The organism is Burkholderia sp. Leaf177, from assembly GCF_001424345.1.
In the GTDB taxonomy this organism is placed as follows: Bacteria; Pseudomonadota; Gammaproteobacteria; order Burkholderiales; family Burkholderiaceae; genus Caballeronia.
In genome coordinates this window covers 137,453-160,982 of sequence record NZ_LMPF01000002.1, presented here as the reverse complement: position 1 = coordinate 160,982, position 23,530 = coordinate 137,453, and the positions used below count along the sequence as shown (strand labels likewise).

The following is a 23,530-nucleotide window of genomic DNA, read 5'->3' as shown; positions in this document are numbered from 1 at the left end:
TAACGACCTTGAAATTTCAGGCGTCGCTAGGACCCGGTTTTGCCGATGGATCGGTTCGAAGGCGTTGTTGCGCGATATCGCGGCCCACAGCAAGCCGGCGCATGTATTTGAACGTTCCCAAGGCCTTCGCGACGAAATGCCCTTCGCTGTCGCGGATCTCGCCTTCGCAATACGCCATGGTCGTCGACCGGTGCAGCACGCGCGCGAAGGCACGAAGCTCGCCGCGGCCGGGCTCCATGAAGTTGACTTTCATTTCGACTGTCACAACGCCGATGCCCGTGCCCGCGAGGCTACGCGCAGCCATGGCAAGAGCGACGTCGGCGAGTGTCATGGTGACGCCGCCGTGCGCAATGCCCCACGTGTTCATATGCGTGGGCGTCAGCGGCAATACCACTTCGCTCGCGCCATCCGCGGCTGAAATCAGTTGAACCCCGAGTGAATCGATGAACGGGCTTTCAGGAAGCATGGAGGAATCGGTCATGGGCTCAGACTTCGTAATCGATGCATTGGCGCGATTCACGCACCGCAGCCACGAAGTCCTTGATTGCTGCGTGCTTCGGATGGACCTGATACGCGTGGAGCGCTTCCTTGTTATCGAAATCCGAGACGAGGATCACGTCGCACGTGGCTTCGTAGCCATCCTGCGCCACGCCGACTTCGAAATGCCCCTGGCCTGGAACAATGCTGCGACAGCTTTCGAGTTTGGCTTTAAGCTTGACGATGTTCTCAGCGCGCGTGCCGTCCTCGGCGCTTTCCTTCAACTTCCACATGACGATGTGTCTTAGCAACTTGATCACCTTGATTTGTTAGCGTTCGAGGGTCTTGCTCGACCCATAAAATTAACAGATTCCGATGCGCCTTACTCGAAGATAAAACCCGTGGCCAACCCAGCAATAAAAAAGCCACCCGTGGGTGGCTTCTTCTGATGTCCTTATCCAACTTCGCAACTCACGCGAAGCGATGCGACACCATCCGCGCGCTCGAATCTTTACCCTCGTCATATTGACGCAGACGGGCAGGCGCTAGGCTTTTCTTGGTCTCGATGAGCTCACGCGCCATTCTGAGCGCAAAGTCAACGGCCGCGCGCGTTTGATCGTTGGACGCACCGATGCTTTCCAGCCGTGACACGTAAAGTTCCCACTCTCGTACGCTCTCGAACATGGAGGGCGCGCTGGGAAGATTGATTGCCATATAGCACCTCAATACCGTTGTGGGATTCTTGATCGCGCGACAGTCAGTCTAACCAGTTCGTCGCGCAACCTGCTGTGCGGGTTCCAGGCGATTTCTAATCGCCTGCTCAAACCGCACTCATAGGTAATTGTCCCACGTTTCGCTAATGCTCTGCAGTACAAATCGGTACTTGCTTCATCCAGATACCGGGCCTCCGCTGAAGAAAGCGGATCGTGCCCCTTCACGTTCAAACAGATCTTGTAAAGATCGTTAAAGGCGCGGCCCACATAAGCCTTCGATAGTTCGCGCGAATGTGCGCCTGCGCGCGCAAGAAACCAGCTGCCATCGGGTGTAACCGCCTCGAGTTCGTAGATTCCCTCGTAATCCCACAGCACGATCAAATCAACCGGGCTCAGCGAGAGCGCCTTGTCTTGCGGGTGGCTGTGAACGACCTTTAGCTTACGCTGCGAATCAAGTGCTGCCTCCCGTACTGCGAGAGAAAAACCCGCGCTATCGGGCTTTCCAGAACGCTGGCCGATCACCTCGCCCGTGAACATATCAAAGACGACTACATATTCGAGCCCTGTGCAGCGCGATGTTGCTATACACAGGTCTCTGGCAATTGCGTCGTCTACGATCATGAGCACGCTTGCGCTCTAAACGTCGAGGGAAAATGCTTTGGACAACGTAAAGTCATGAGATCGAGACGGTTCCTGGCTAGGTGCGGACCGCTTGCGCGGTGATCGGCCGGATTCATTGTTTGCATCCGGTTGCGCCAGTTGCCTCTACTCAATCACGTTGCAACCATCCAATGAATCCGATGGTCGATTGTCGGGCGAAAGCTCCCGCCCGGCAATATGCCGATCGGCCAAGGTTGAATACCCCCAGCCGCTCGCCCGATCACACCACTTCGAACAATCCCGCCGCGCCCTGTCCGCCGCCAATACACATCGTCACCACGACAAACTTCGCGCCGCGCCTTTTCCCTTCGATCAACGCATGTCCCGTCAGTCTTGCACCCGATACGCCATACGGATGCCCCACGGCAATCGCGCCACCGTTCACGTTCAAACGGGCCGCCGGAATGCCCAACGTATCGCGGCAATACAGCACTTGCACAGCAAACGCCTCATTCAATTCCCACAAGTCGATGTCGCTGACTTTCAGCCCCGCCTTCTTCAGCAATTTCGGTACAGCGAACACCGGTCCGATACCCATTTCATCCGGCTCGCAACCGGCGACCGCGAAGCCTCGGAAAATCCCGAGCGGCGTCAGCCCTTCTTTTTCAGCCACCGATGCATTCATCACCACGCAAGCCGATGCGCCATCGGAAAACTGGCTCGCGTTGCCCGCCGTGATGACGCCGCCGGGCATTGCGGTGCGGATCTTCGACACCCCTTCGAGCGTGGTATCGGCGCGAATGCCTTCATCGGCGGAAAGCGTCACTTCTTTTGTCGAGACACGCCCCGTGGCTTTGTCCGCGATGCCGGCGAGCACGGTGATCGGCACGATTTCGTCGTTGAATTTTCCCGCAGCCTGGGCAGCAGCCGCGCGCAACTGCGATTGCACGCCATATTCATCCTGACGTTCCTTCGAGATCTCGTAGCGTTTAGCGACGTTCTCCGCGGTCTGCAACATCGACCAGTAGATGCTCGGTTTATGTTCCTTCAGCCAGCCATCGAAGAGCATGTGCTGGTTCATTTCGTTCTGCACGCACGAGATGGACTCCACGCCGCCTGCCACGTACACATCGCCTTCGCCGGCAATCACGCGTTGCGCCGCGAGCGCGATGGTCTGCAGCCCCGACGAACAGAATCGGTTCACGGTCATGCCAGGCGTGCTCACCGGCAACCCCGCGCGCAACGCGATCTGCCGCGCGATGTTCATGCCCGTCGCGCCTTCCGGATTCGCGCAGCCCATAATCACGTCTTCCACGCGCGCCGGATCGATGCCCGCTCGCGCCACCGCCGCTTGCGTCACGTGGCCGCCGAGCGTCGCGCCGTGCGTCATGTTGAATGCGCCGCGCCAGGATTTGGCGAGGCCCGTGCGTGCCGTCGATACGATTACCGCGTCAGTCATTCCTGTCTCCACTTCGAATTCGAGTACGAATAATGTTGATGATGTTCAGCGCAACAGTTCAGCCGAACCAATCCGCGATACACCCGCTGCCGCCATCTGCGTCCACGCGCGTTCGAGCGATCCGCTGAGATCGATGGCGCGGCAGGCATCGTCGATGACAGTGGCCTCGAAACCCGCGCTACGCGCATCGAGCGCGGACCACGCGACGCAATAATCCGTTGCGAGTCCGCAGCAATAGACGCGTTTCGCGCCAACGTCGCGCAGATAACCCGTGAGGCCCGTCGGCGTGACGCGATCGGCTTCCATGAAGGCCGAGTAGCTGTCCACGCCCGCGTGATGCCCTTTGCGGATCACGAGCCGTGCGTGCGGCACATGAAGATCGCGATGCAACGCCGCGCCTTCCGTGTCCTGCACGCAATGCGTTGGCCACAGAACCTGCTCGCCGTAGTGAAGCGTGGTCATCTCGAAAGGCGCGCGTCCGGCGTGATGCTCGGCGAACGAAACATGCGCCGCCGGATGCCAGTCCTGCGTCACGACGACATGCGAAAAATTCCGCGCAAGTCGATTGATCACGGGCACGACTTCATCGCCATGAGACACGGCCAGCGCGCCTCCGGGCATGAAATCGTTTTGTACATCGATCACGAGCAGGACTTCATCTGCGCCTTTCATTGATGCCTCGCTTTGCGGTTCTCAGTTGGTGAAACCACGGCCTTCTGCCGCGAGTTCGGTCACGCGCGCGGCGGGTTTCCATGCATCGCCATTGGGCTGCGCCGCGTATTTGCGCATCGCGCGCTCGACGTTGTAAAGGCCGAGCGTGTCCGCGTACAACATCGGGCCACCGCGATGCAGCGGAAAACCGTAACCGGTCAGATAGACCATGTCGATGTCCGATGCCTTCGATGCAATCCCTTCTTCCAGAATCAACGCGCCTTCGTTGACGAGCGCGAGCACGAGGCGCTCGACGATTTCGTCGTCCGAAATCTTGCGGCGCTCGACGCCGAGTTCCTTCGAATACGCGACGATCATCTCGTCCACGTTCTTCGATGGATGCGCCGTCCGGTCACCTGCCTTGTAGTCGTACCAGCCCGCGCCGGTCTTCTGCCCGAAGCGCCCGGTCTCGCACAAACGATCCGCGATCTTCGAATACTTCAGGTCTGGCTTCTCCTGATAGCGACGCTTGCGAATCGCCCAGCCAATGTCATTGCCCGCGAGATCGCTCATGCGAAACGGTCCCATTGCAAAGCCGAATTTTTCGATCGCGCGATCCACCTGCGCCGGCAGCGCGCCCTCTTCGAGCATGAACAGCGCCTGACGCAAATACTGCTCGACCATGCGGTTGCCGATAAACCCGTCGCACACGCCCGACACCACGGCCGTCTTCTTGATCTTCTTGGCAAGCTGCATGACGGTGGCGAGCACGTCCTTCGATGTCTTCGCGCCGCGCACGACTTCGAGCAGCTTCATGACGTTGGCCGGACTAAAGAAATGCATGCCGACGACGTCCTCGGGACGCTTCGTAAATGCAGCGATCTTGTCGACATCGAGCGTGGATGTATTCGATGCCAGAATCGCGCCCTTCTTCGCCACCTGATTGAGTTTCGAGAACACTTGCTCCTTCACGCCGAGTTCCTCGAACACAGCTTCGACAATGAGATCGGCGTCCTTCAGATCTTCGTACGCCAACGTGGGCGTGATCAGCGCGAGCCTTTCTTCGAGCTTTTCGGCCGTTAAACGGCCTTTCTTCACCGCGCTTTCGTAATTCTTGCGAATCGTCGCGAGGCCGCGATCGAGCGCTTCCTGTTTCGTTTCAAGCAGCGTCACCGGCAAGCCGGCGTTGATGAAGTTCATTGCGATACCGCCGCCCATTGTCCCCGCGCCGATCACGCCAACGCGTTCGATCTTGCGCATCGGCGTGTTCGAAGGGACATCGGGAATCTTGCTCGCCGCGCGTTCGCCGAAGAACGCGTGACGCAATGCGCGGCTTTCGGGCGTCTGCACGAGCGCCACGAAACATTCTCGCTCGGCGGCCAGGCCTTTATCGAAGCCGAGCTTGACGCCGGCCGCGACTGCATCGATACATTTGAGCGGCGCCGGGAAATTTTTTGCCATCGGCGTGACCATGTTGCGCGCGAACTGGATGAAACCTTCAGCATTCGGATGCTCGATCTTGCGGTCACGCACCTTCGGATGCGGTCCGGTTTGCGCGCCGACTTTCTGCGCAAACGCGATGGCCTCATCCAGCAAATCGCCTTCGGCCATCTGATCGAACAAGCCCGACGTAGCGAGTTTCTCCGACATCACCGGCGCGCCTGAAACGATCATGTTCAATGCCGTTTCCAGACCCACGGCGCGCGGCAAACGCTGCGTGCCGCCGGCACCTGGCAGGAGACCGAGCTTGACTTCGGGTAACGCGATCTGCGCTCCCGCTGAAGCAATTCGATAATGCGCGCCAAGCGCAAGCTCGAGGCCGCCGCCCATCGCCACGCTGTGGATCGCCGCCACGACGGGTTTCGTACTGCCTTCCACGACCTTGATGACCGTATGCAGCGTGGGTTCTTGCGTCGCTTTAGGCGTGTTGAATTCGGTGATATCGGCGCCCCCGGAAAATGCCCTGCTGGCGCCCGTCAGAACGATGGCCTTGACCGATGCATCGGCCTGCGCTTTCTCGATGCCTTCAACAATGCCAAGCCGCGTGGAGAACCCGAGGCCATTCACCGGCGGGTTGTTCAGCGTGATGACGGCGATGCCGTCGCGGGTCGTGTAATCCACTGCCATTTCGTCTTCCTCCATTCAGTGCGCCATCTATCTTCCGGCAAAAAGCCGGAAGGCGCTGATCGTGCGTTGCCGCGATTGTGATGCGTTGGGTTGGTGCGTTGGGGTTGATGCGGAATACGACGCTTTGATTCGAGCGATCCGGCAAGAATACACAAAAACGAACGCTCGTTCAATTTTGTTATTGCGGACTGAGGAGACAGGAGAGAAAAAAGGGCTGCGCGACGGCAGCCCGATAGATCAAAACTCAACCGACGCTTTCACCAACCGTCGGCAACACATGCTCACGATACAACTCGCGCAACCTCAGCTTCTGCAGCTTGCCGGTGGCCGTATGCGGCAGTTCATCGGCGAAAACGACGTCGTCCGGACGCCACCATTTCGCCACCTTGCCGTCGTAGAACGCGAGCAATTCCTCGCGCGTCACGGTTGCGTCCGGCCGCAGCACGACCACGATCAACGGCCGCTCCGTCCACTTCGGATGCGAACACGCGATGCACGCGGCCTCCGCGACCTGCGGATGCGACATCATCACGTTCTCGAGATCGATCGAACTGATCCATTCGCCGCCCGACTTGATCACGTCCTTGCTGCGATCGGTGATGTGCATGAAACCATCGGCATCGATAGTCGCGACATCGCCCGTCGGAAACCAGCCATCGACGAGCGGCGAATCGTCCTTCCGGAAATACCGGTCGATCACCCACGGTCCGCGCACATACAAGTCGCCGAACGATTTGCCGTCCCACGGAAGTTCCGCGCCGTCATCGCCGACGACTTTCATATCCACGCCGAACATCACGTGTCCCTGCTTTTCACGCAGATGCCGCTGCTCTTCCGGCGAACGCTGGCGCTGTTTCCAGCTCAGCTTGGCGAGCGTCCCGAGCGGCGACATTTCTGTCATGCCCCATGCGTGAATGACCTCGATGCCGTAGTCGTCCTCGAACGTGCGCAGCATTGCGGGCGGGCACGCCGATCCGCCAATGACCGTGCGTTGCAGCGTATTGAAGCGCACGCCCGCCTGTTTCACGTAGTTCAGCAAACCGAGCCAGACGGTCGGCACGCCGGCCGAATACGTCACGCCCTCGGCTTCCATCAGCTCGTAGAGCGATTTGCCATCGAGACAATTGCCGGGCATCACGAGCTTTGCGCCAACGAGCGCCGCCGCGTGCGGAATGCCCCAGGCGTTGACGTGGAACATGGGCACGACCGGAAGGATCGCGTCGCGCGATGAACACGCCATAGCGTCGGGAAGCGCCGCGCCGAACGCGTGCAGCACGGTCGAGCGATGGGTGTACAGCGCGCCCTTCGGATTGCCCGTCGTGCCCGACGTGTAGCAAAGAAACGATGCCGCGCGTTCATCGAGCACGGGCCATTCGTAGTCGCCATCGTATTTCGCGAGCATCGTTTCGTAGCTGGTGACGGGCGTGGCCATATCGCCGAGATGGGTGCCGATGCACGCTTCATCGCCGAGTGCGATCCAGCCTTTCACGTTCGGGCATTGCGGCGCGATGATGTCCACGAGCGCGGTGAATGTCATGTCGAAGGCGACGTATTCGTCGTCGGCATGATTGATGATGAACGCGATCTGATCCGGGAAAAGCCGCGGGTTGATGGTGTGACACACGGCGCCCATGCCGGTCACGCCGTAATAAAGTTCCAGATGCCGATATCCGTTCCACGCCAGCGTGCCAATGCGTTCGCCCGGCTGCACATCCAGCCCGATCAGCGCCTGCGCGAGCTGTTTCGCGCGCTTTTCGCAATCGCGCCAGGTGTATCGATGAAGATCGCCTTCAATGCGGCGCGAGACGATCTCGGTATCGCCAAAATGGCGCGATGCGTGGGAAATCAGCGATGAAGCGAGCAGCGGTACATCCATCATCTGGCCGAAAAGCGGCGACGTCATGGGCGAGTTCCTCACAAGTCCGGATGCACGGGGTCTTTCTTGATTAGGCGATATCTGATTTTTGTCTCAAAGCCAATGCCGATAAGGCTAAGAGCGCGCGCCAGCAGCGGCGCGGGCGCGGATTTACAATATCGGTTAACCATGAGGTGCTCAATATGTCGTTTTCCCCAAGCGGTACGGCTTCCGGTGCCGCGGCAGAAGCCGAACCGGCCAGCTCGGTCGCTGTGGACGAACTGATTGATTCCGTCGAGACCGATCGTCGCGATTCGTTTGTGGCGCTCGGTTCCGCGTTCCTCACCCGCCTGCCTGCCTCGCCTTTGCCCGCGCCGTATCTGGTCGGCATTTCCGCCGATACCGCCGCCCAACTCGGCTTCAATGCAGCAAACGCCCAGGATCCCGCGTTTATCGACTATTTCACGGGGAACACCACGCGCGATCTTCCGGCGAACGAATTGCCGTATGCATCGGTGTATTCGGGGCATCAGTTCGGCGTCTGGGCCGGTCAGCTCGGCGACGGACGCGCGATCGGTCTCGGTGAAGTTGAACACGATGGCAAACGGCTCGAGTTGCAGCTGAAAGGCGCGGGACGCACGCCCTACTCGCGCATGGGCGATGGCCGCGCGGTGCTGCGTTCGTCCATACGCGAATACCTGTGCTCGGAGGCCATGCACCATCTTGGCATTCCGACCACGCGCGCGTTGTGCGTGACGGGATCGGACCAGCCGATACGCCGCGAGACAATGGAAACCGCGGCCGTCGTGACGCGCGTTGCGCCGAGTTTCGTGCGCTTCGGCCACTTCGAACATTTCTACACGAATGATCGCGAAGACGAATTGCGCAAGCTCGCCGATCACGTGATCGACCGGTTTTATCCGCAATGCCGCGAAGCCGATGACCCGTACCTCGCGCTTCTCGGCGAAGTCACTCTGCGCACGGCCGATCTCATGGCGGACTGGCAAGCCGTCGGTTTCTGTCACGGCGTGATGAACACCGACAACATGTCGATCCTGGGACTGACCATCGACTACGGGCCGTTTGGGTTTATCGATGGATTCAACGCGAATCACATCTGCAATCACTCGGACTCGCAAGGCCGGTACGCGTACAAAATGCAGCCGCAAATTGGCTACTGGAACCTGTTTTGTCTCGCCCAGGCGCTCGTGCCGCTGCTCGGTCCGCAATACGACGAAACCGTTCGCAACGATAAGATCATCGAGGACGCGCAGCGCGTTCTTGAAGGTTTTCGCGAGCGGTTTGCGCCGGCGCTCGAACAACGTATGCGTGCAAAACTCGGTCTCGCGGAAATCCGCGAAGGCGACGACACACTCGCCAACCGTCTTTTTGAAGTCATGAACGCGAACCGCGCGGATTTCACGCTGACGTTCCGCAATCTCGCCAAACTGCGCAAGGCGGATGCTTCCGGGGACGCACCCGTACGCGATCTGTTTCTCGACCGCGCCGCTTTCGATGCATGGGCGAACGAGTATCGCCAGCGTTTGTCGGAGGAAACACGCAGCGACGAAGATCGCGCTGCAGCCATGAACGCCGGCAACCCAAAGTTTGTCCTGCGCAATCATCTGGCCGAAAACGCCATCCGCCTGGCGAAGGAAAAGGATTTTTCGGAAGTCGAACGTCTGGCACGCGTGCTGCGCCATCCATTCAGCGAACAGCCTGAATTCGAAGCCTACGCCGGCCTGCCGCCCGACTGGGCAAGCGACCCGGAAGTCAGTTGTTCTTCCTGAAATTGCCCCCAAATACCTGAGCCGGATATCAAGCCGCTCTACTGCTCTGGAGATAATGTATGAACCGAGACGACCTCACGAAGGAACCCGCTGCTCCGCTGCAAAAAGACGACGCCACGTACAAGAAGGAACTGACCGATATCCAGTATCAGGTCACGCGGCACGCCGCCACCGAGCGGCCGTTCACGGGCGAATACTGGGATCACACGGAACGCGGTATTTACGACTGCGTGTGCTGCGGCACGCCGCTGTTCGAATCGGATACGAAGTTCGATGCCGGTTGCGGCTGGCCGAGCTACTTCAAGCCGATCAACGGCGAAGTCGTCAAGGAAAAAACGGACCGCACGCATGGCATGCTGCGCATTGAAGTCCAGTGCAACAACTGCGGCGCGCACTTGGGCCACGTTTTCGAAGACGGCCCGGCGCCGACCGGCCTGCGCTACTGCATCAACTCGGCTGCGCTACAATTCGAACCTAAGTAAGTACAGGGCGGCTTGCTTCGGTAAGCCGCCTTTTTTCCGGCTTTCGCGTTACGGCCCGACCAGCGATTATTTAGCGGTCACTTACTAACGACCACCTTAAACGCGCGCGTCGTCACGGCCGGCTCCGAACACGATTCGATCCCGGCCAAGTCCGTCGCACGTGCGCTTTCACCTCGATGCCCCTCCCCGTCCCAACGACATGAAATTTCTGTTCGATCTGTTCCCGATCCTCCTCTTCTTCGTTGCATTCAAGATCTGGGGCATCTACACCGCCACCGCGGTCGCGATTGTCGCCACGCTCGTGCAGATTGCGTGGGTCGCGTTCCGGCATCGCAAGGTCGATCCCATGTTGTGGGTGAGCCTGGGCGTAGTGGTCGTGTTCGGCGGCGCAACGCTCGTGCTTCACAACGATACGTTCATCAAGTGGAAACCCACCGCGCTGTACTGGCTCTTCGCCGGGGCGCTGATCGTGTCGCAGGGCATCTTCAACAAGAACCTCATCGAAGCGATGATGGGCAAGCAGATTGTGTTGCCGCATCGTGTGTGGGGCCAGTTGAATCTCGCGTGGGCCGTGTTCTTCGCCATTCTCGGCGTGGTGAACCTGTTCGTGGCCTACAACTACACGACCGATCAATGGGTCAACTTCAAGTTGTTCGGCGCGACCGGATGCTTGCTGGTGTTTATCGTCGCGCAGAGTTTGTGGCTCGCGAAGTACATGAAAGAGGACGAAGGCAAATGAGCGATCCCGGTTTTGATCCCGTTCCCACCGATAACTTCGTCAACGCGTCCGCCGAAGGCAAGATCGCGCATCTCGAAGCGCGGCTGAATGCGGCTTTAAACGCGCAATCCGTTCATATCGACGACGACAGCGCGGCTCACGCCGGGCACGCCGGGGCGTCGGCGGGAAGCCACTATACGGTGACCATCGTGGCCGCCGGATTCGCCGGGAAGCCACGCGTGGCGCGGCATCGGCTAGTGTATGATGCGCTGGCCGACGAGATGCGGCGAGGCATTCATGCCCTTGCCATCAAGGCTTATACGCCTGAAGAATTTGCAGACCAGTTCGAATAAGCCTCCGCGCCGCTACGCACTCACGTTTCGAGACACCGTCAATTCATTCCAGTAATTTCTGCCCTCGTCCTGATCAGGAACCCTCGATGATTCTAAAAAACCCCCGTATTTGGGTCTTGCTGGCCGCGTTCGCGGCAGCGCCTGCTTTCGCTCAGAACATTGCCGTAGTCAACGGCACGCCAATTCCGAAGTCCCGCGTCGACGCCCTCGTGGCGCAACTGGTCCAGCAAGGCCAGCAGGACACGCCGCAATTGCAGGCCGCCGTTCGCCAGGAACTGGTCAATCGCGAAATCCTGATGCAGGAAGCAGCGCGACGCGGTATTGCCACGCGTCCCGACGTGAAGGCGCAGATCGCGGTGGCGCAGCAGACGGTGGTGTTGCGTGCGTTGATCGAGGATTACGTGAAGGCGAATGCGCCGACCGATGCCGAGATCAAGGCGCGTTACGACGAGATGGTCAAGCAGGCGGGCGGCGGCAAGGAATATCACTTGCATCACATCCTGGTCGAGGACGAAGCGCAGGCCAAGGATTTGATCGCGAAGATCAAGGGCGGCGCGAGCTTTGAAGACCTGGCGAAGCAGTATTCGAAGGACCCGGGATCGGGCAAGAACGGCGGCGATCTCGACTGGTCGAGCCCGCAGGCCTATGTGCCGGAGTTTGGCGCAGCGGCTGAGAAGCTGAAGAAAGGCGAGATGACGGATACGCCGGTGAAGACGCAATTCGGCTGGCACATCATTCGTCTGGACGACGTACGCGATGTTGCCCCGCCGCCGCTGGAGCAGGTCAAGGCGCAGATCGCGCAACAGATTCAGCAGGAAAAGCTCGCCAAGTTCGAAGAAGACCTGCGCAAGAAAGCGACGATCAAGTGATCTCGGTTTAATGCAGATGTAAAAAAGCCGCTCGATATTTCGAGCGGCTTTTTTGTGCGCTTTGACTCAGCGTCAGCCTGCTTAACCCACCCAGCGCCGCGCGTTCTGGAACACGCGCAACCACGGGCTGGCATCGGCGATCCAGTCGTTCGGCGTCCAGCTCATCTGCACATTCCTGTGCACGCGCTCCATGTGCGGCATCAGAACGGTGAAGCGTCCGTCCGGCGTGGTCACCGACGTAATCCCCTCCGGCGATCCGTTCGGATTGAACGGATAACGCTCGGTCGCCGCACCTTGGTTATCGATGAAACGCATTGCAACCAAAGCGTTCGACTTGTCGCCTTGCTGCGAGAAATCTGCAAAGCCTTCGCCATGTGCAACAGCGACTGGCAAACGCGAACCTTCCATGCCGGCGAAGAAGATCGACGGCGAACCCTGCACTTCGACCGATGAAAACCGCGCCTCGAACTGCTCCGATTTGTTGCGCGTGAACTTGGGCCATGCGTCGGCGCCAGGGATCATCGATGCAAGGCTGCTCATCATCTGGCAACCGTTGCAGATACCCAGGGCAAAGGTATCCGTGCGGCCGAAGAATTCGGCGAACATATCGGCAAGACGCGGATTGAAGCGGATCGTCTTGGCCCAGCCTTCGCCGGCGCCCAGCACGTCGCCGTACGAGAAACCGCCGCAGGCAACCGCGCCCGCGAAGTCGGCCAGCGTCACGCGGCCTTCCAGCAGATCGCTCATGTGGACGTCGTGGGTATCGAAGCCCGAACGGTCGAACGCGTAAGCCGTTTCGAGATGCGAATTCACGCCCTGTTCACGCAGGATCGCGACGCGCGGACGCGCACCCTTGCCGACGAACGGCGCCGATACGTCCTGCGCGGGATCGAACGTCAAGACTGGCGAAATGCCCGGATCGGCGGCGTCGAGCAATGCGTCGTATTCGGCATCGGCACACGCGGGGTTATCGCGCAAACGGGCGATACGCCAGCTCACTTCGCTCCAGGCGCGCTGCAGCTCGCTGCGCGGCGCGTCGTAGACCTTCTTCGCGTCACGATAAATCTCGATCACATCGCGATCATTCGGCTTGCCGATGACTTCCGAACACGCCGACAACCCATGTTCGCGCAACGATGCCAGCACGGCATCGCGATCGGCAAGACGCACCTGGATCACGCCGCCGAGTTCCTCGGAGAACAACGCGCGAATGGTGCGGTCCTCACGGCGCCCGCTGGTCTGCTTCGCCCAGTCCTTGGCATCGCCGTAATCGGATTCGTGGTTCGGATCGAGGATCAGCATGTCCACGTTCAGCGACACACCCACGCGACCCGCAAACGCCATTTCGCAAACGGTCGCCCAAAGGCCGCCATCGGAACGATCGTGATACGCGAGCAACTTATCCGCGGCATTCAGCGACTGGATGGCGTTGAAGAAACGCTTGAGGTCCTCGGCATCATCGACGTCCGGAACCGTGTCACCGATCTGCTGCGTGACCTGCGCGAGGATGCTGCCGCCGAGACGGTTCTTGCCACGACCGAGATCGATGGAAATCAGCACCGTATCCGCGCCACGTTGCAATTGCGGCGTGAGCTGACGGCGCACGTCTTCCACCGGCGCGAACGCGGAAATGATCAGCGATACCGGCGACACGACTTCCTTCGCCACGCCCGTCGCGTCCTGCCACTTGGTGCGCATCGACAGCGAATCCTTGCCGACCGGAATGCTGATTCCAAGCGCCGGGCACAATTCCATGCCGATGGCCTTGACGGTATCGAACAACGCCGCATCTTCGCCGGGACTGCCGCATGCGGCCATCCAGTTGGCGGAGAGCTTCAGCTTGTTCAACGATTCGATAGGCGCCGAAGCAATATTCGTCACGGCTTCGCCCACGGCCATGCGGCCCGACGCGGGCGCATCGATTACGGCAAGAGGCGTGCGCTCGGCGATGGTCATGGCTTCGCCGCGGAAACCGGCGTAATCCATGGTGGTGATCGCGCAATCCGCAACGGGCACTTGCCACGGCCCGACCATCTGGTCGCGCGCGGTCGTGCCGCCCACCGACCGGTCGCCAATAGTGATCAAGAACGATTTGCTGGCGACTGTCGGGTGTTTCAACACGCTTACCGCGATTTCCGACAACACGAGTCCGGTGACATCCACGGGTTCGAACGCGAGCACTTCGCGCTTCACATCGCGATGCATCTTCGGCGTCTTGCCGAGCAGGACTTCCATGGGCATATCGACGGGTTCGAGCGCCTGGTCGGCGTTCTTTTTTTCATCGATAAGCTTGAGTTGACGCTCTTCGGTCGCAACGCCGACCACGGCAACGGGGCAACGCTCGCGCGTGCAAATCGCCTCGAATGCCGGAAGGCTGTCCGGCGCGATCGCCAGGACGTATCGCTCCTGCGCTTCGTTCGACCAGATCTCGCGCGGCGACAAACCGGATTCTTCCAGTTGCACGCGACGCAATTCGAAACGCGCGCCTTTATCGGCGCCATCGACCAGTTCGGGGAACGCATTCGATAAGCCGCCCGCGCCCACATCGTGGATGCTCAGGATCGGGTTCTCCGCGCCCAGTTGCCAGCACGCATTGATGACTTCCTGCGCGCGCCGCTGGATTTCCGGATTGCCGCGCTGCACGGAATCGAAGTCGAGTTGCGCGGTGTTCGCGCCGGTCGCCATGGAGCTGGCAGCGCCGCCGCCCATGCCGATCCGCATGCCCGGACCGCCGATCTGGATCAGCAACGATCCCGCCGGCAGATCCATCTTGTGCGTGTGCTGGTCCGAGATATTGCCGATACCACCCGCGATCATGATCGGCTTGTGATAACCGCGCACGCGGCCCGCAGCGTTCTGCTCGTACGCGCGGAAATAGCCGCCCAGATTGGGCCGGCCGAATTCGTTGTTGAACGCGGCCGCGCCAATGGGACCATCGATCATGATCTGCAACGGCGATGCAATGCGCTCCGGCCGTCCATACGGCTCGTTCTTGTCCGACGGGTTGCGCTGCGGCACCGGCACGGCGCTGTCGCGGGCGTTTTCCCACGGCTGGCGTGCATCGGGCAAATCGAGATTCGAGACCGTGAAACCCGCCAGCCCGGCTTTCGGACGCGCGCCGCGGCCGGTCGCGCCTTCGTCGCGGATCTCGCCGCCCGAGCCCGTTGCCGCGCCTGCAAACGGCGAAATGGCGGTCGGATGGTTGTGCGTCTCGACCTTCATCAGCGTATGCGTGAGCTCGGTGTGACGCCCGTAATGCTCGTTCGATCCGCGCGGGAACCAGCGCTCGGCCGTGCCGCCTTCCATGATCGCCGAATTGTCCGAATACGCGACGATCGTGCCGGCGTGATTCAGCTTCTCGGTGTTGCGGATCATGTTGAAAAGCGAGATGTCCTGCGGCTCGCCGTCGATGGTCCATTGCCCGTTGAAAATCTTGTGGCGGCAATGTTCGCTGTTGGCTTGCGCGAACATCATCAGTTCGACGTCGGTGGGATTGCGCTGCAAATGCTTGAATGAATCGACCAGATAGTCGATTTCATCGTCGGCGAGCGCGAGACCCAACTCCACGTTCGCCGTTTCCAGAGCGCTGCGGCCGTGGCCGAGGATATCGACGGCTTGCAAAGGCTGCGCCGGGAGTTCATCGAACAGATGCAAGGCGTGATCACGCGATGGCGCCACGCTTTCCGTCATGCGGTCGTGCAACGCGGCGGCCACTTCGGCGCGCGCTTGTTCCGACAACGCCTTCTTGCCGCCGATGCCCGTTCCGAGCAGGCCGCTTTTCAGCAGAACCGTGTATTCGATGCCGCGCTCGATCCGGCGAATCTGCGTGAGACCGCAATGATGCGCAATGTCAGTCGCCTTGCTCGCCCACGGCGACACCGTGCCAAACCGCGGCACGACCATGAAGGTTTCGTGCGCGCCGCGCTCGCTGCCGGCATCGAACGGCGTGCCGTAATGCATCAGCGCGTGGACGCGGTTGCTGTCTTCGTCGGAGAGCGGTTCGGCCGAGTTCACGAAATGCAGATACTGGCCGCACACGCCGACAATATTCGGGTCGATGCGCGTCAGTGTTTCGAGCAGGCGGGTTTGACGGAAATCAGAGAGGGCCGAAGCGCCGGGGAAACACGAGAAGTTTGCCATTGTCACGGTGCTGAGGGTGCTGAGTGCTGAGAAGACGTCGGGACGAAAGACGTCGGAGCCGCTTGCGGGATAAGCGCATTTGGCGATGGGAAGACCCGGATTATAACCCGGAAGTGTCTCGAAAACGGCCTGGCGGCCATGCGTGAAACGCCGGGACGGCGAGCCGCAATCTCTGAATAAACGCGGGATAGTTTTTGACTGGTCCCGTCTTGCAGGCCACAAACCTCGCCGAGCCTGGGTTCCCGTGGCATCAACAGGCTCGCCGTGCCGCTTTGGGCCGCCCCGCGGCGTCCCGGCCGTGGGCGTTTGGCGCTATCATGGCGCGCTTTCCCCAACCGGCGCACCGGTCCCTCATGTACCAAAGCAGTATCGATGCGCCGGCTCGCCTCTTCCGCGAGAATTCCAGGCGGTCCGGACGATAACCCGGACCGATGGTTCCGTCGCCCGCACTTCTTGCAGGCACCGGCTCGCAAACCAGTCAAGGTCTTGCGCCTTCGGGCGAAAAACGAATCATGGATGTCATTGTCATCGGCGGCGGAATTGGCGGCATCGCCACCGCGTATCAGTTGCGTGCGGCCGGGCACCGCGTCTGCGTGGTCGAACGTCACGCCACGGTCGCCCAGGGCGCGACCTATGGTCACGGCGGCGCTGTCCTGCCTTCGCCGCTCGACGTCTGGTTCGGGCCGACCTTCATGCAGACGCGCCGTGCATCGAAAACCGGCGTTGTGTTCAAACCGGGCTTCGATTCGCAAACACGTGAATTCGCCAAGAAGCTCATGGAATTTCACGATCCGCATCGGTTCGCCACGCAGTACGGCGCGTTGCGGCCGCTCGTGGATCTCTCCCGCGATGTCATCGCGGAAATCGAAGCCGAATTCCCGCTCGACTTCGAGCAGCGCACCGGCGTGCTGCACGTATTTCGCCACGAGCGCGACCTGGAATTGTCGGATGCGGCGATCAAGTTGCTGCAGACGTTTGAAACGCCGCACCGCATTCTCAGCGCACAGGAATGTGTTGCCGCCGAGCCGTCCATTCCGGAAGATCCGCCGCTCGCGGGCGGCGTATTGCTGCCCGATGCCCGAACGGCCAATTGCCCGTTGTTCACCAAACTGCTCAAGCAAGTGCTGGAAGACGGCGGCGTTCAGTTCCGGCTGGGCCGCGAAGTCACCGCCATTCGCGGCGAGTCGCAGCGTGCCGCGGTCGAGCTTGCGCCGCTCCATAACGCTGAGGATAAAGGCAGCAAGTCGCGCGAAGTCGAGTTGATCAGCGCGGATGCCATCGTGCTGGCCGCTGGCACAGGAACGCCGGCGTTGCTGGCGACGCTCGGCATTTCGCTGCCCTTGCATCCGCTGCGGCTGCATACGCTGACCGCGCCGATCGCTTACGAAGAACGCGCGCCGCATCTGACTATCGTGGATTCCGTGAAACGCATCGCGATGACGCGCATCAATCAGCGCATGCGCGTGACCGGCGGCGCAGTGCTGCAGAGTATTGCCAAAGCCAGCAAGCCGATGAGCGAAAGCCTGACGCATCGGGCGCTTGCGTTGCTCGGGCAAGCAACGCACGACTGGATTCCGGGTGCCGCGAAGGTCTCCGCGGCGCGGGCCTGGGACGGAGTCCGGCTGGTGTCGCCCGATGGATTGCCCGTTGTGAGCGCAACGTCGAACGGGCGGATCTTCATCAACACGGCTCATGGCCCGGCTGGCTGGGGTATCGCTTGCGGAGCCGCGAAGGTGATAAGCGCGCTTATCTCCCACGAAGAACCCGATGTGCCTGAACGGACACTCCGGGCGTTGAGATTCGACCGTTTCTAGTGAGCGCGCCGGGCCGGGGCGAGGATCGAAAGCACTCGATGCCCCATTTGGCGCAATAATTGCGGCGGGTTCGAGCACTCATCCAACGCTGCCGCCATGACCGATTCCGCTTCCATTCCGCTGACGCCGCTTTACACCGAACCGCGCGACCGCGCGATCGCCCTCCTTACCCTCGATGAACTCCGCACGCTTGAACAACGCGCCGCAGCGTCGCTGCCGGCAAACACGCTGATGGCGCGCGCGGGCGCGGCTGCGGCGCAGTTCATCGTCGATAGCGGCTCGCAGCGGCCTGTGTGGATCGTCGCCGGCCCGGGAAACAATGGCGGCGATGCACTGGTAATGGCAGCCCGCCTGAAACAATCGGGCGTGGCTGTCGAAGTGTGCATGCCCGTCGAGGTCAAGCCCGACGACGCACGCTGGGCGCTCAACGAAGCGCGCCAGGCCGGCGTGAAGATCACGGCAGACATTCCTGCTTCCTTCGATGACTTCGGCTGGCTCGTCGACGGCATGTTCGGCATTGGCCTCGGACGGCCGCTCGAAGGCGTGTTCGCGGACATCGCGGCGCGTTTATCGAAACGTTCAAGGGCGTCCGGAAACGTGCTCGCACTCGATATTGCAAGCGGCCTGTCGAGCGATACCGGCGAGCCGGTGAGCCGCAGCAACGACGGCCGCGCGCAAGCCGTGCGCGCGACGCACACGATCACGTTCATCGGCGGGAAGCCAGGACTTTTCACCGGCGACGGACGCGATTTGTCGGGGAAGGTTTATATCGCGGATCTCGGACTCGATGCCTTCGCGCAGCCATCGGTCGTGCTGAACGCACCGTCGCTGTTCGGCCCGCATCTTCCGCCGCGCGACTTCGCGACCAACAAGGGCACGTTCGGCACGCTGGCCGTCATTGGCGGAGACACCGGCATGTGCGGCGCGCCCATTCTCGCCGCGCGCATGGCGCTTTACGGCGGCGCGGGCAAGGTGAACGTGGCGTTCATCGGTACGGATTCGCCGCCTTACGATCCGCCGCATCCGGAACTGATGCTGCATCACGTCGACCAGTTTTTGCTCGACAAGATGGACGCGCTGGCGGTCGGATGCGGCATGGGCCAAAGCGAGCGCGCAAAAAAGTTGCTGGCAAACGTCCTCGTGCTCGATGTCCCCAAGCTCTTCGATGCCGACGCGCTGAACCTGATTTCATCGGATGAAAACCTGGCGTCGAAAGTCGCCGAACGCGGCACGCGTGGCGATCCGTGCGTGCTCACGCCCCATCCGCTCGAAGCAGCGCGGTTGCTGGGATCGGACGTAAAGAAGGTCCAGGCCGACCGGATCTCGGCAGCGCGCCAGTTGGCCGCGCGGTTTGCAGCGGTCGCCGTGTTGAAGGGAACGGGGACGATCGTCGCGTCGCCGGACGGGCGTGTATCGGTGAATCCCACGGGCAACGCGGCGCTTGCAACCGGCGGCACCGGCGACGTGCTGGGCGGATTGATCGGCGCATTCCTCGCGCAGCGCTTGCCCGCATATGAAGCCGCGCTTGCGGGCGTTTATCTGCATGGACTCGCCGCCGAGGCACTGACCGACGAAGGCGAAGGGCCCGCGGGACTGACTGCAGGAGAACTCGCGCCCAAGGTCCGCAACCTTCTCAACCGCTTGTTCTACGCCACGTAACTAAACACAGCGCGCCGCGGCCACCACTTAGCGCTCGTGCAAGCATTCGTTCATGCATCGTGGCTATACTTGTTGTTTCGCGTGGACCGGCCGATGCGAACCCGATCGGAACTCGTTCCGAACACACTCCGGCCGCGCGCGATGACTGACACTTCCCGCCACCCTCTGACAAACGGACCGTTATGACGCTCAATTCGCTTCCTGCCTGGCCAGCGCTCCAGGCGCATTACGATGCCATTCGTGACGAGCGCCTGCGCGACTGGTTCGCGCCGGAAAACGACACCAAGCCGTCACGCGCGGAGCGCCTGACCTTCGACGGCGGCGGCATTTCCGTCGATTTCTCGAAGAACCGCGTTACTGAAGCCACGCTCAAGCTGCTGGTCGAACTCGCGCAGCAAGCCAACGTTGCCGCGAAACGCGACGCGGTGTTCGCCGGCGATATCGTCAACGTCACGGAACATCGCGCGGTGCTGCATACGGCGCTGCGTTCCACCGACGACAATTCGCCCTTCCAGAAAGAAATCCGCGCCGAAAAAGCCAAGATGGCAGCGTTCGCGAACAAGGTTCGCGACGGCGCGTGGACCGGTTATACCGGCAAGCGCATTCGCCATGTGGTGAACATCGGCATTGGCGGCTCGGACCTCGGCCCGAAGATGGTCGTGCATGCGTTGCAGCACCTCGCGCTGCCGGAGATCAAGACGCATTTTGTCTCCAACGTGGATGGCGCCGACATCTATAACGTGCTCAAGGACATCAACGCCGAAGAGACGCTGGCCATTGTGGTATCGAAGACGTTCACCACGCTCGAAACCATGACAAACGCGCGTTCCATGCGCGATTGGTTCGTCAAGAGCGGTTGCCCGGAAGACGCGTTGTCGAAGCACTTCGTGGGGGTATCGGCGAATCCTGAGGAAGTGGTCAAGTTCGGTATCGCGAAGGAAAACGTCTTCGAAATGTGGGACTGGGTCGGCGGGCGTTATTCGCTCTGGTCGACTGTCGGCCTGTCGATCGTGATCTCGGTCGGACCGGAAAACTTCGAGAAACTGCTGGCCGGCGCGCATGCAATGGACGAGCATTTCCGCAGCGCGCCGTTCGAGCGCAACTTGCCCGTGCTGATGGGCATGATCGGCATCTGGTATCGCGATTTCTTCGAATCGCAAAGCGTGATGGTCGCGCCATACTCGCAAGCCATGCGGTATCTCTCGTCGTATCTGCAGCAACTCGAGATGGAAAGCAACGGCAAGTCGGCGCGGCTCGATGGCGCCATGGTCGATTACCCGACCGCCGCCGTGATCTGGGGCGAACCGGGCACAAACGGTCAGCACGCGTTTTATCAGATGCTGCATCAGGGGCCGACGCTGATTCCGGTGGACTTCATCGCCGTATTGAAGCCGGAACATCCGCTTATCGATCATCACGCCAAGTTGCTTGCGAACTGCTTTGCGCAAAGTGAAGCGCTGATGCTCGGACGCACGCTCGAAGAAGCCAAGAAGGTCGCGGGCGAAGGCAAGGAAGAACTCGCGACGCATCTGAGCTTCCCGGGCAACCGTCCGACCACCACGATCATTCTCGATGCGCTCACGCCGGAAACGCTCGGCGCGGTGATCGCGTTGTACGAGCACAAGGTGCTGGTCCAGGGCGCGGTCTGGGACATCAACTCGTTCGATCAGTGGGGCGTGGAGCTGGGCAAGATTCTCGGCAAGGTCGTTGAAGCCGATATCACCAGCTCGAAGGCCGATCCTGCGAAGCACGACTCGTCGACGTCAGCGTTGATCGCGCGTGCGCAGGCTGCATTGAAGAGCATTTAAGCCCGTATAAGGCGTCTCGTTTGTACACGACGAGACGCCTTTTGGTTTTTATACGCTCAAGCCATTCACGATTCGCCCGGCCTCGATGGTCACCGTCGCATCGCAACGCTCGGCAAGTTCGGTGTCGTGCGTGACGAGGATCAGCGTTGCGCCGTTGCGCCGGTTCATCTCGAACATCAAGTCGATGATCGCGTAACCCGTTGCCGCGTCCAGGCTGCCGGTGGGTTCATCGGCGAAAAGAATGGCCGGGTGCGTGACAAACGCACGCGCGAGCGCCACGCGTTGCTGCTCGCCGCCCGACAAAAGCTTCGGATAATGCGCGGTCCGCTGACCGAGCCCGACTTGTTCGAGCAGGTCACGCGCGCGCGACGTGATCTCTTTATGCGGTACGCCGCCACGCAATTCCAGTGGCAGCATGACGTTTTCCAGCGCGGTCAGATGCGGCATCAGCTGGAATGACTGGAACACGAATCCCACCGATCCGCTGCGCAGGGCCGCCCGCTCGTCTTCATTCAACGCGCCGAGGTCGCGCCCGAGCAAACGAACCGACCCGCTGCTCGCGCTGTCCAAACCCGCAAGCAGCCCGAGCAAAGTAGACTTGCCCGAGCCCGACGCGCCGACGATTGCGACGCTGCTGCCTTTTTCTATCGACAGGTCGATTTGATCGAGGATGATCAATTCACCCGTCGCGTCCTTCACCCGCTTGCTTAAACCCCGTACTTCAATGACTGGTTCGATATTGTTTGGCATGGAGAGACTTAAGGTGAACTGGACACCACGCGCCACACTGGCGCTCCTGGCGATGGTCGGATTCGCGGCCACGGCGCCGGCACATGCGGCCGATGCCCTGGCTAATACTGCAATGGCCGCGCCCGCGGCGGCATCGGCATCGGCCATTGTGGTTCTTGGCGACAGCCTTTCCGCGGAATACGGCCTGCCGCGCGATACGGGATGGGTCAACCTGATGCGCAAGAAGCTGACGCAAGAGCGCTTCGATTATAGCGTCGCCAATTCGAGCATCAGCGGCGACACCACGAGCGGCGGCCTGGCCCGTCTGCCCGCCGCGCTCAACCGGATCAAGCCGAAGGTGGTCATCGTGGAACTGGGTGCCAACGATGCCTTGCGAGGCGTTCCGCTGGCCACGACGGAGAGCAACCTCCGCACGATCATCGAAAAGTCGCAGGCCGTGAATGCGAAGGTTTTACTCGTCGGCATGTACGTTCCGCCTAACTATGGCCCGGACTACTCGCAAAAATTCCATGGCGTGTACGAAAAATTGTCGAAGGAAAAGCACGTGCCGCTCGTGCCTTTTCTGCTTGCAGGCATAGAGAACAAGCCGGAAATGTTCCAGGCCGACCAGATTCATCCGACCCCTCAGGCCCAGCCTTTGCTATTGAACAACGTCTGGCCAGTTTTGAGACCATTGCTGGGCGCGCCATCGAAGTGATGGGGATTTAGCCGTTTGAAGAGATTCACGTTTAAACCCCGTCATTGCGTTGTCCAGCCGGCTTTCAGCCATGCGCGAAGAAAGGCCACGATTAAGCATCAAACTTTCGCGTAACCCTGAAAAACCCCGGCTCCGCATGTGAGCGCATTGAAAGGAGGTAACGTGAAATATTTACCAATTCTCGCTATGACCGTCGCGATCTCGGCTTGTGCCGCTCAACCGCCCGCTAACGTTAGCCAGGTCGGTACGAGCCAGCAGCCGCCCAAGGTCGTCGCACAATGTATCGCGCAGAAATGGGCCGATAAATCACAGCAACAAGTCGTGTCGCAGGACACGCTCGCGAACGACATGGCAGCCGATGTCTACGTTCCAGGTCAGCAACCGCCGAGCGGCGCCGCAGCCGTCGTGCGTCCGAACTATTCGGGCCCGGGCTCGTGGGTTGGCTTCCGCGCTGCAGGCGCGGGCGGCAGCGATGCCACCGGCGATATCCAGGCCTGCCTGTAAATCGTCAATTAGCGTTTAGCGGCGTTTAGTCGCAAAAAAAGCCCCGCTGGTTTTGCCAGCGGGG

General features: G+C 60.7%; 20 protein-coding genes. 10 read left to right on the top strand and 10 right to left on the bottom strand.

The features are described 5' to 3' along the window. Positions 1-16: 16 nt before the first annotated feature. The 8 genes from ASG35_RS04510 to ASG35_RS04475 all read right to left on the bottom strand — a co-directional run bounded on the left by ASG35_RS04510 (position 17) and on the right by ASG35_RS04475 (position 7,930). Positions 17-481 (bottom strand): PaaI family thioesterase, encoded by a 465-nt coding sequence (locus tag ASG35_RS04510; protein ID WP_056353232.1) that lies wholly within the window; start codon positions 479-481, stop codon positions 17-19. A 4-nt stretch (positions 482-485) separates the two neighbouring features. Next, the gene (locus ASG35_RS04505) at positions 486-788 is read right to left on the bottom strand and encodes a Dabb family protein (protein WP_056353768.1); all 303 of its coding nucleotides are present in this window, start codon (positions 786-788) and stop codon (positions 486-488) included. Between the two features lie 160 nt (positions 789-948). Next, the gene (locus ASG35_RS04500; protein ID WP_056353227.1) at positions 949-1,191 is read right to left on the bottom strand and encodes a hypothetical protein; all 243 of its coding nucleotides are present in this window, start codon (positions 1,189-1,191) and stop codon (positions 949-951) included. Positions 1,192-1,199: 8 nt separating this feature from the next. Then, the gene (locus ASG35_RS04495) at positions 1,200-1,811 is read right to left on the bottom strand and encodes a hypothetical protein (RefSeq protein WP_056353224.1); all 612 of its coding nucleotides are present in this window, start codon (positions 1,809-1,811) and stop codon (positions 1,200-1,202) included. A gap of 259 nt (positions 1,812-2,070) precedes the next feature. Further along, entirely contained in the window at positions 2,071-3,249 is a 1,179-nt protein-coding gene (locus ASG35_RS04490; protein WP_056353223.1) for an acetyl-CoA C-acyltransferase, read from the bottom strand. A 45-nt stretch (positions 3,250-3,294) separates the two neighbouring features. Further along, on the bottom strand, positions 3,295-3,921 hold the full coding sequence (gene pncA / locus ASG35_RS04485) for a bifunctional nicotinamidase/pyrazinamidase (RefSeq protein ID WP_056353222.1): 627 nt from the start codon (positions 3,919-3,921) through the stop codon (positions 3,295-3,297). A gap of 21 nt (positions 3,922-3,942) precedes the next feature. Continuing rightward, complete coding sequence (locus tag ASG35_RS04480; protein WP_056353765.1) at positions 3,943-6,027, bottom strand: 3-hydroxyacyl-CoA dehydrogenase NAD-binding domain-containing protein; 2,085 nt, start codon at positions 6,025-6,027, stop codon at positions 3,943-3,945. Positions 6,028-6,271: 244 nt separating this feature from the next. Next, on the bottom strand, positions 6,272-7,930 hold the full coding sequence (locus ASG35_RS04475; protein ID WP_056353220.1) for a 3-(methylthio)propionyl-CoA ligase: 1,659 nt from the start codon (positions 7,928-7,930) through the stop codon (positions 6,272-6,274). A gap of 155 nt (positions 7,931-8,085) precedes the next feature. On the opposite strand from ASG35_RS04475, the gene ASG35_RS04470 reads away from it, so the two are divergent. From ASG35_RS04470 to ASG35_RS04450, 5 genes are all read left to right on the top strand, one after another. Next, positions 8,086-9,672: a protein adenylyltransferase SelO gene (locus ASG35_RS04470; protein WP_056353218.1), complete on the top strand. Its 1,587-nt coding sequence runs from the start codon at positions 8,086-8,088 to the stop codon at positions 9,670-9,672. Between the two features lie 59 nt (positions 9,673-9,731). After that, positions 9,732-10,154 carry a peptide-methionine (R)-S-oxide reductase MsrB gene (msrB, locus tag ASG35_RS04465; protein ID WP_056353217.1) on the top strand — a complete coding sequence of 141 codons (423 nt, stop codon included), beginning with the start codon at positions 9,732-9,734 and terminating at the stop codon, positions 10,152-10,154. A gap of 199 nt (positions 10,155-10,353) precedes the next feature. Next, positions 10,354-10,893: a septation protein A gene (locus ASG35_RS04460; protein WP_056353215.1), complete on the top strand. Its 540-nt coding sequence runs from the start codon at positions 10,354-10,356 to the stop codon at positions 10,891-10,893. Further along, complete coding sequence (locus ASG35_RS04455) at positions 10,890-11,225, top strand: BolA family protein (protein ID WP_056353211.1); 336 nt, start codon at positions 10,890-10,892, stop codon at positions 11,223-11,225. The genes ASG35_RS04460 and ASG35_RS04455 overlap by 4 nt, the downstream gene beginning before the upstream one ends. Positions 11,226-11,311: 86 nt before the next feature. Next, positions 11,312-12,094: a peptidylprolyl isomerase gene (locus tag ASG35_RS04450; RefSeq protein ID WP_056353209.1), complete on the top strand. Its 783-nt coding sequence runs from the start codon at positions 11,312-11,314 to the stop codon at positions 12,092-12,094. A gap of 81 nt (positions 12,095-12,175) precedes the next feature. On the opposite strand, the gene purL is transcribed toward ASG35_RS04450, so the two are convergent. Next, positions 12,176-16,234 (bottom strand): phosphoribosylformylglycinamidine synthase, encoded by a 4,059-nt coding sequence (gene purL, locus ASG35_RS04445; protein ID WP_056353208.1) that lies wholly within the window; start codon positions 16,232-16,234, stop codon positions 12,176-12,178. A gap of 512 nt (positions 16,235-16,746) precedes the next feature. Between purL and ASG35_RS04440 the strand changes: the two genes are divergently transcribed. From ASG35_RS04440 to pgi, 3 genes are all read left to right on the top strand, one after another. Then, entirely contained in the window at positions 16,747-18,048 is a 1,302-nt protein-coding gene (locus ASG35_RS04440; protein ID WP_056353761.1) for an FAD-dependent oxidoreductase, read from the top strand. Between the two features lie 96 nt (positions 18,049-18,144). Next, complete coding sequence (locus ASG35_RS04435) at positions 18,145-19,707, top strand: bifunctional ADP-dependent NAD(P)H-hydrate dehydratase/NAD(P)H-hydrate epimerase (RefSeq protein WP_056353207.1); 1,563 nt, start codon at positions 18,145-18,147, stop codon at positions 19,705-19,707. A gap of 182 nt (positions 19,708-19,889) precedes the next feature. Next, positions 19,890-21,515, top strand: coding sequence for a glucose-6-phosphate isomerase (gene pgi, locus ASG35_RS04430; RefSeq protein WP_056353205.1), 1,626 nt, complete (start codon positions 19,890-19,892; stop codon positions 21,513-21,515). 48 nt (positions 21,516-21,563) lie between these two features. On the opposite strand, the gene ASG35_RS04425 is transcribed toward pgi, so the two are convergent. After that, positions 21,564-22,265 carry an ABC transporter ATP-binding protein gene (locus ASG35_RS04425; RefSeq protein WP_056353204.1) on the bottom strand — a complete coding sequence of 234 codons (702 nt, stop codon included), beginning with the start codon at positions 22,263-22,265 and terminating at the stop codon, positions 21,564-21,566. Here ASG35_RS04425 and ASG35_RS04420 point away from each other — a divergent pair. Both ASG35_RS04420 and ASG35_RS04415 read left to right on the top strand, forming a co-directional pair. Further along, positions 22,240-22,962: an arylesterase gene (locus tag ASG35_RS04420; protein WP_082508230.1), complete on the top strand. Its 723-nt coding sequence runs from the start codon at positions 22,240-22,242 to the stop codon at positions 22,960-22,962. The two genes, ASG35_RS04425 and ASG35_RS04420, sit on opposite strands and share 26 nt — an antisense overlap. A gap of 162 nt (positions 22,963-23,124) precedes the next feature. Continuing rightward, on the top strand, positions 23,125-23,466 hold the full coding sequence (locus ASG35_RS04415; protein ID WP_056353759.1) for a hypothetical protein: 342 nt from the start codon (positions 23,125-23,127) through the stop codon (positions 23,464-23,466). Positions 23,467-23,530: the final 64 nt, after the last annotated feature.

Bases quoted from the DNA above. Each gene is read 5' to 3' on its own strand.
- ASG35_RS04510 (WP_056353232.1), bottom strand. From the start codon at position 481: ATGACCGATTCCTCCATGCTTCCTGAAAGCCCGTTCATCGATTCACTC.
- ASG35_RS04500 (WP_056353227.1), bottom strand. From the start codon at position 1,191: ATGGCAATCAATCTTCCCAGCGCGCCCTCCATGTTCGAGAGCGTACGA.
- ASG35_RS04495 (WP_056353224.1), bottom strand. From the start codon at position 1,811: ATGATCGTAGACGACGCAATTGCCAGAGACCTGTGTATAGCAACATCG.
- ASG35_RS04490 (WP_056353223.1), bottom strand. From the start codon at position 3,249: ATGACTGACGCGGTAATCGTATCGACGGCACGCACGGGCCTCGCCAAA.
- pncA (WP_056353222.1), bottom strand. From the start codon at position 3,921: ATGAAAGGCGCAGATGAAGTCCTGCTCGTGATCGATGTACAAAACGAT.
- ASG35_RS04480 (WP_056353765.1), bottom strand. From the start codon at position 6,027: ATGGCAGTGGATTACACGACCCGCGACGGCATCGCCGTCATCACGCTG.
- ASG35_RS04475 (WP_056353220.1), bottom strand. From the start codon at position 7,930: ATGACGTCGCCGCTTTTCGGCCAGATGATGGATGTACCGCTGCTCGCT.
- ASG35_RS04470 (WP_056353218.1), top strand. From the start codon at position 8,086: ATGTCGTTTTCCCCAAGCGGTACGGCTTCCGGTGCCGCGGCAGAAGCC.
- msrB (WP_056353217.1), top strand. From the start codon at position 9,732: ATGAACCGAGACGACCTCACGAAGGAACCCGCTGCTCCGCTGCAAAAA.
- ASG35_RS04460 (WP_056353215.1), top strand. From the start codon at position 10,354: ATGAAATTTCTGTTCGATCTGTTCCCGATCCTCCTCTTCTTCGTTGCA.
- ASG35_RS04455 (WP_056353211.1), top strand. From the start codon at position 10,890: ATGAGCGATCCCGGTTTTGATCCCGTTCCCACCGATAACTTCGTCAAC.
- ASG35_RS04450 (WP_056353209.1), top strand. From the start codon at position 11,312: ATGATTCTAAAAAACCCCCGTATTTGGGTCTTGCTGGCCGCGTTCGCG.
- purL (WP_056353208.1), bottom strand. From the start codon at position 16,234: ATGGCAAACTTCTCGTGTTTCCCCGGCGCTTCGGCCCTCTCTGATTTC.
- ASG35_RS04440 (WP_056353761.1), top strand. From the start codon at position 16,747: ATGGATGTCATTGTCATCGGCGGCGGAATTGGCGGCATCGCCACCGCG.
- ASG35_RS04435 (WP_056353207.1), top strand. From the start codon at position 18,145: ATGACCGATTCCGCTTCCATTCCGCTGACGCCGCTTTACACCGAACCG.
- pgi (WP_056353205.1), top strand. From the start codon at position 19,890: ATGACGCTCAATTCGCTTCCTGCCTGGCCAGCGCTCCAGGCGCATTAC.
- ASG35_RS04420 (WP_082508230.1), top strand. From the start codon at position 22,240: ATGACTGGTTCGATATTGTTTGGCATGGAGAGACTTAAGGTGAACTGG.
- ASG35_RS04425 (WP_056353204.1), bottom strand. From the start codon at position 22,265: ATGCCAAACAATATCGAACCAGTCATTGAAGTACGGGGTTTAAGCAAG.